This window comes from Ancylomarina sp. (genome assembly GCF_041555295.1).
Lineage (GTDB): Bacteria > Bacteroidota > Bacteroidia > Bacteroidales > Marinifilaceae > Ancylomarina.
Genome location: NZ_JBFFKR010000199.1, coordinates 1 through 6,317, shown reverse-complemented (window position 1 = coordinate 6,317; position 6,317 = coordinate 1). Strand labels below are relative to the sequence as shown.

Sequence of the window (6,317 nt, the reverse complement as noted above, 5' to 3'; positions counted from 1 at the left end):
ATGCTGAAACAAACTCTCGTTCCATGTAAATCTTTGTTCAATGTTTTAAGATCAGTCACAACGATACTTAAGTCATTTTTAGAATAGTAATTATAAATCCTAACTCTGTCGTTCAATATTTCTGTAGCCATTGATTTATGAACATTATTTTGATTCTGTGCCTTCAATATACCAATACCATTATCTTCAACCGTAAAGTCAATGCTATTACTCTCTTTATTCTTGAGCAAACAAATCTTAATTTCAGCATCAGGATTACTTCTCAATTCGCCATGAATCAAAGCATTCTCAATAATAGGTTGCGCCAACATTGGGGGTATCTTAATTTCATCCAAATCAATATCCGAGTCAATATCGAATCGATAAGAAATACCATTATCAAACCTCAGATTTTGTAGCTCAACATAAGCAGCTAAAATATCCAACTCCTCTCGTACCGAAATATACTCATGGGTCGAATGCTCCAAAACACCTCTAACCAAGCCTGACAATTTTGACAAATAACGAAAAGCCTTATCATTCTCATTACCAAGAATAAAATCCTGAATAACGGTTAAAGAATTGAAAAGAAAATGTGGGTTCATTTGACTCAATCGTATTTTTTGCTCTAAAGAAAGGGTCTGAATCTTATTTCGATACGATCTCGATCTCAGGTAAAAAAGCACGAAAGCTGTAGCAAGAATAATAAAACAGATCAAAGACAAGAGCAAAATATTCTTTCTACTCAAAGCAAGATCTTTAATGGCGAGTTCCTTTTCTTTTAAATCTATAAAATGAGTAAACTCCAGCTCATTGAGTCGCTCTGAATCATTCTCTTGAATTAAGGAATCTTTTAAGATTTGTTGCTTCTGGTAATACGCTAAGGACCTCTCAAAGTTTTTTGTTTTTTCGAAAATGATAGATTGTTGTGCGTATGTCTTCTGCAAATCCTCTCTCAACTTATACTTCAAACAAATCTCTTCTGATTTTCTGAGCTCTATAAGTGCCTCATCATACCTTTCTATTTTTGTGAGACATTGAGCAGTGTATATATAATTTTTAGGCAAGCCCCAATAATCATTAATCTTAATCCGAATACCTTCACTTTGCTTGTAATAATCTAATGCTTTTTGATAGTCCTCATTATAGTAGGCTAGTTCTCCTAAGTTTAAAAGAATATCACCTTTATCTCTGATGTCTACCTCATACTCCTCACTCAAAACATAAGCTTGATTCAGATATTTAAACGCCTTATCATATTGACCTTGTTCCACATATAAAACACCAAGATTCATATTAACTTTTGCGAGTCTAGGGCCATGATTGAGATCCTTAAATAAAGAAAGAGCCATTAAAAAGTAACGTTCAGTCTCTTCAAAGTTTTTAAAACTGAGATAAACGCCTCCAACATTTAGATAAATACTAGCAATGCCCTTGGTATAACCAACCTCTTCGTAAATATTTTTGGCCACAAGATAATTTTCCAAAGCCAACTCCGATTTACTCGTCCGCCTGTAAATAATAGCTATATTATTAAAGATCTTACCCACATCAAGCTTTTGTTTTGCTTTTTTAAAAGCAGGTATCGCTTTATTGTAATGATAAAGGGCAGAATCGAAAACGCCTTGATAATAGTAACTTAAACCTTGTGTTTTTTCAGCTAAACCAATCAATGAAGGATCTCCAGATTCACGGGTCAGTTTAATTATTCTTTCCCCAAATTTAAGAGATTCAGAAGGTGAACTTGATCTCAAGCTTTTCATCTTCTGAATGGAATCCGATAATTGCTCGTAATGTTTAGATCTAGCAGGTATGTTATCAATCGAAAATATACTCCCTTCCAGATTTAAGCTGAAAAGCAGGATCCCGAGACTAAGAATAAATAATTTACGCATGTTTATTATTGGTTTAAGCTTGGGTTGGAATCGTAAAACGAGCGAGAGTTCCTTGCTTGTTTTGATCTACATATTTCAAATCGATAATTTCCAGCTTCATCTGAAATTTCGACTTGTAATTGTAGATTTGAATACGATCTCGGGCAATTTGCATAGCCAAAGATTTATTCTCTTTCATTAAAGACTGCTTCTTCCCTTCTTCAATCCCAATACCATTGTCTTGAATACTAAACGCTACAAAATTGGGATCTAAAAGTTCAATTTTTATAAGAACCTCAGGTTTTTCAACCTGCTGTAAATTTGCATGAACAAGAGCATTTTCAATAAAAGGCTGAGTTAACATAGGGGGAATACTCAATTCATCCAAATCGATATTTTCTTCAATGTCAAATCGGAATTCAATAGGAAAATTGAAACGCAATTTCTGCAGATCAATATATTTTTCAAGCGTAATCAATTCCTGACTAAGACTTATCTTTTCTTTTCGAGAGTCTTCGAGTATGTTGCGAACAAGAGTTCCCAAATCGGATAAATATAGACTAGCCTTATCACTCTCATTATCGAGAACCAAACTCTGAACCGCTGTTAGAGCATTAAATAAGAAATGAGGATTCATTTGTGAGAGTAAAACTTTCTGATCTAAATTCATAAACTTCTGCTCAGCTTTTAGTTTATTAATTCTGAAAGAAACCACTATTGCAATAACACCCAATAGCATAATGACAAGCATGGCTACCAACCAGGCATTCTTCTTATCAAGCTCCAAGCCTTGAATTCGAGTCTCTTGTGCCATTAAAACCATTTCTTGCTTGGTTTGGCCCACATCATACTTAACCATCAATTCATTATAACGCTCTTTATTTAAAGCATCATTTATAGAATCCCCAATGGTTCTAAATTTTTCATATGACTCTAGAGCTAGCTTATAGTTATGAATAGCACTATAGAAGTTATAGTAGCCCTGATAAACATCTCCCAACCATTCGTAATCACCATTCATCTCAGCCAAATCCTGCATTGAGCCTATTAAGCGTCTGGCTTTAATATATTCTTCTTTGGCCAAAGCCACCTCAAACATCTCGTTATATACGCCTAGAAGTTCCTCATGGTTTCCTCTTAGCTTACGTATATCAAAACTCTTCTTTAAATATGATTCCGCTTGATCATACGCCTTGGCTCTGCGATGTATAAGACCTATATTCAAATAGAGCGTACTCTCCATTTTACTATTCCCTGAGTTAAGAACAATTTTCAAAGATTTCTCATATGCGTCTAATGCTTCGTGGAATTTATCCTGACTTTCATATATCGCACCTAAATTATTAAGAGCGCTAATTTGATCGGCTATATTATTCTCTTTCTCTGCTAGCTTAAGAGCTGAGTTAAAATATTCACCTGCTCTGGATGTATTTCCCATTGTATTAGCCAAACTACCCATATTTATGTAAATGGATGAAAGGCCAACTGTGTGATTGATTTCTGAAAAAATCTCAATCTCTTTTAAATAATACTCTAAAGCCTTTGTATACTCACCTCTTCTCTTGTAAATAAGACCAATATTTCCCAAAACTTTACCTGCTTGAATCAAGTTCCCAATTTCATTAAACTTAGACACAGCTTTTTCATAATAAAGCTTGCTGGAATCATCATCACTCAATAGATAGTAGTTAATCCCCTGTGTTTTTAATGCAAGAGCCAATAAAGAATCAGCTTGTTCTTTTTCTGCTAGCTTAATTGCCTTCTCACAAATTTCTACACTTAACTTCTTATCCGTACCTCTATAACTAACTGAAGATTCAATTAGATTAGTGACAATTTGATCTTGTTTGTTTAAGTCTGATTTCTCTATCTGGTTTTGAGCATTTAAACCCGATATAAAAGAATTCAATATAAAAAATAGGACGAGTAGAGTTTTTGACATAGTATTAGCTTATTTATAATGGCAAAATAAGACAAAACTATTGAGAAACAAAACTTAACATTCAATAAGAATCCCCTTATGATTTAGACATACACTTACAGAAAGACCTATGTCTCAGCACAAAAAAAGCTTACTCTAAAAAAAGCAAGCCCTCAACTACAAATAAATTATAAAATTATATGTTTCAAACAAACGGGATTATCGTTCAAATTGCTTTACATATGAAAAACAAAATCCAATTTTGTATTCTGAATTACATAGAAGCAAAAAACAGGTTAATATCTTTAGCCAATATACCAACGCAATCTCCTAAACGCTGATTGGTTAAAATACCCCTATAGATATAAGTCCCATTTCGCAAGCCCATATCCGTTTTTAAGAATTGATGTAAGCCTCCATTATTGGCTATATGCAATAATAAGGGCGCGCAAATATTGCTCATTGCTAATGATGCCGTTCTACTGACATGAGAAGCTAGGTTAGGCACACAATAATGAATGACACCATGCTTTCGAAAAACGGGATTCTCATGTGTTGTCATCTCCGAAGTCTCAAAACAGCCCCCTTGATCAATACTCAGGTCAATAATAACAGAACCGTCTTTCATTTCCTTAACCATATCCTCGGTAACAAGTGTTACGGGGTGATTTCCCTCGTAACGAAGAGCACCAATAACAACATCGGCAGACTTTAGAGCTTTAGCTAAAACATAAGGGTGGAATGTGGATGTGTGTATGCGCTGTCCTAAATGGTCTTCCAAACGACGTAAGCGATACATCGACTTATCAAAGACTTTAATACTAGCTCCAAGCCCCATAGCAGCTCTTCCTGCATATTCTGCTACTGTACCTGCTCCAAGTATAATAACCTCGGTTGGAGAAACGCCAGTAACACCACCTAAAAGAACACCTTTGCCACCTTTACCTTTGCTCAAATATTCACCAGCAATCATAATGGCTGATACCCCAGCAATCTCACTCATAGAGCGAACAACAGGAAAATGGTTATCTATATCTTTCAGATACTCAAAAGCAATTGCGGTGACTTTTTTCTCCATTAATTTTCGGATATCTTCAGTACACTGGCAATGTACCTGAAGTGCCGACATAATAATCTGATTCCCCTTAAGCATATCAATCTCTTCAGATGATAGAGGGGAGATTTGTAAAATAACATCACATTGATATATCTCCGCTTTTGTTTTAACGATCATAGCGCCATTATCACTATAGTCTCTGTCAGAATAGTTTGACGCTAGTCCAGCTCCTTCTTCAATAAAGATTTCATGCCCGTTATTCACCAACATCTCAACAGTGAGTGGTGTTAAACAAATTCTATTTTCACCTCTATAATCCTCGCGAGGAAGACCTATTACCAGTCTTTTTTTACTCTTCTCTATTTCTAATAGCCTTTCCTTTGGATGATAAAACTCATAGCCAACAGGGAAATTCTTAGGAGTATCACTTAGGTTTGCCATAATCGTATTTATGCCGTTAATGTCTTCTTTAGAAATACAAGTTACAGTTTTTTTTAAAGTTTAACCGATTTTGATAATTATAAGACAGAAGATTGAATTAGAATGAAGGAATATTTAATTCATTTCGACCTGAATTATTCGACTTCCATCTTCTTCTTCAGAGAAATTTAAATTGATAACATCAGTAGGTAAGATAGATTCTATACGCTCTGGCCATTCTATAAAACACATCGCTTTACTATAAAAATAGTCTTCATAGCCAAAATCATAAGCCTCTTGAACATCTTCTATTCTATAAAAATCGAAATGATAAACAATCTTATCTTTCGGTGTATGGTATTCGTTTACAATAGCAAAAGTTGGACTATTAATTGTGTCCTCTACACCTAATTCTTCGCAAACAGCTTTTACAAAGGTCGTTTTTCCAACTCCCATAGCTCCATACATAGCAAATACACGGCGTTCTCCCACCAATTCGATAAACTGTTTCGCTACCGAATTGATCTCTGTTAAATTCTCAATTCTTAATTCAGTCATTTTACTTATACTAATCATGATACAATCTCAGAAAAAAAGCTTTTACTTTTTTCTCGGGCTCAAAGTTATTAAAGGAATTAACATTTCTTCTATTGAAATGCCTCCATGCTGAAATGTATTTTTATAATAAGAACTGTAATAATTATAGTTATTGGGATAAGCCAGGAAATCCTCTCCTGTGGCAAAAATGTAGGAAGAACTCATATTCATCTGTGGTAAATGAGCCTCTGAGGGTTTAGTAACTTCAAAAACTTGCTTGGGATTGTAGTTCAGGTTTTTACCCTGCTTATATCTTAAATTGGTATTGGTCTGTCTATCACCAACCACTTTTATAGAATTCTGTACTCGAATAGCGCCATGATCCGTCGAAATAATAAGCTTAATATTTTGCTCCGATAATTTCTTAATCAATTCTAGTAACTGGGAATGTTCAAACCAGGAAGCAGTCAACGAACGATAGGCTGCCTCGTCATTTGCCAATTCACGAATCATCTCACTTTCAGTACGT

General features: G+C 34.7%; 4 protein-coding genes and 1 pseudogene. All 5 read right to left on the bottom strand.

The window, feature by feature from the left end; genetic code table 11:
• The coding region (locus ABY905_RS12640) for a tetratricopeptide repeat protein (protein ID WP_372644434.1) at window positions 1-1,874 on the bottom strand (1,874 nt) is incomplete at its 3' end.
• Window positions 1,875-1,887: 13 nt separating this feature from the next.
• Window positions 1,888-3,795, bottom strand: coding sequence for a tetratricopeptide repeat protein (locus tag ABY905_RS12635; RefSeq protein ID WP_372644432.1), 1,908 nt, complete (start codon window positions 3,793-3,795; stop codon window positions 1,888-1,890).
• A gap of 253 nt (window positions 3,796-4,048) precedes the next feature.
• Complete coding sequence (locus ABY905_RS12630) at window positions 4,049-5,272, bottom strand: alanine dehydrogenase (RefSeq protein WP_372644430.1); 1,224 nt, start codon at window positions 5,270-5,272, stop codon at window positions 4,049-4,051.
• Between the two features lie 114 nt (window positions 5,273-5,386).
• Window positions 5,387-5,809, bottom strand: coding sequence for a tRNA (adenosine(37)-N6)-threonylcarbamoyltransferase complex ATPase subunit type 1 TsaE (gene tsaE, locus ABY905_RS12625; protein WP_372644429.1), 423 nt, complete (start codon window positions 5,807-5,809; stop codon window positions 5,387-5,389).
• A gap of 42 nt (window positions 5,810-5,851) precedes the next feature.
• Window positions 5,852-6,317, bottom strand: a pseudogene (locus ABY905_RS12620) (two-component system response regulator); the annotation flags it as partial.

Bases quoted from the DNA above. Each gene is read 5' to 3' on its own strand.
- tsaE (WP_372644429.1), bottom strand. From the start codon at position 5,809: ATGACTGAATTAAGAATTGAGAATTTAACAGAGATCAATTCGGTAGCG.
- ABY905_RS12635 (WP_372644432.1), bottom strand. From the start codon at position 3,795: ATGTCAAAAACTCTACTCGTCCTATTTTTTATATTGAATTCTTTTATA.
- ABY905_RS12630 (WP_372644430.1), bottom strand. From the start codon at position 5,272: ATGGCAAACCTAAGTGATACTCCTAAGAATTTCCCTGTTGGCTATGAG.